Raw genomic sequence first — 869 nt, forward strand, 5'->3', positions numbered from 1 at the left:
GCCGCTAGCGTTCATCCTGAGCCAGGATCAAACTCTCCATTGTAAAGAAGTTGATACCTGACTAATTCTCTTCAGAAAATTAATCGGATATTTAAATTATGTTAGCTATAACATTACCTGTGTTTATTGAATCAAACTATCACTAATTTGATTCGTGCTGTTGTTTCCATTCTTTCAAAGAACTTTCGATCACTTACTGATCGTTAGCTGATGTTTGAGATCCGATCTCCGTGGCCCGTTCGGCCGTACATCCTGTATTATTTTTAGAAGAACTTTTGTGTGTTTCTCGTCGTTTGCGTTGGGGTTGCAAAGGTAGTGATTCTTTTCATTACCACCAAAACTTTTTTAAAGTTTTTTTCATCTTTAATTACCTCGGTATCAAACACTTATCTAATCAAATATCTCTATAAAAAGATCAGTGTAGCACTCTGATAATCAACCCGTCTATTGGCAAAGAACAGCGCTTTTTTGGAGCGGATGGCAAAGATATAATCTTTATCATTCGCAAGCAAAAAATTGTTTAAATTTTAATTGCTGAAGTAGTATTTCAAATGGTCCATAGGTAGCGGACCTGGAGGTAGACTGGCAAACCCTGGTGAAACCCGGGTCCCTGATGATCTTTATCGGAAATTCATCCGGAGATCCTGGAAGAGATGCTCTACTATAAGAGCGATCTGATGATTAAGAAGAGAAGAGCTTCTACTTTATAGAAAGAAAAAGGCCCTGGCATGTCACCAGGACCTTTCTTAATAAATATGGCAGCTACCTACTCTCCCGCATGATAGTGCAGTACCATCGGCCATAAGGGGCTTAACTTCTCTGTTCGGAATGGGAAGAGGTGAACACCCTTGGCAAAACCACCATAAGAT

At 39.5% G+C, this 869-nt stretch carries 1 rRNA gene; it reads right to left on the minus strand.

The features are described from left to right. Positions 1 to 753: 753 nt before the first annotated feature. Positions 754 to 865: ribosomal RNA gene (rrf, locus tag HGH92_RS33420) — 5S ribosomal RNA — on the minus strand. Between the last annotated feature and the right edge of the window lie 4 nt (positions 866 to 869).

Origin of the sequence: Chitinophaga varians, assembly GCF_012641275.1 — a bacterium.
In the GTDB taxonomy this organism is placed as follows: domain Bacteria; phylum Bacteroidota; class Bacteroidia; order Chitinophagales; family Chitinophagaceae; genus Chitinophaga; species Chitinophaga varians_A.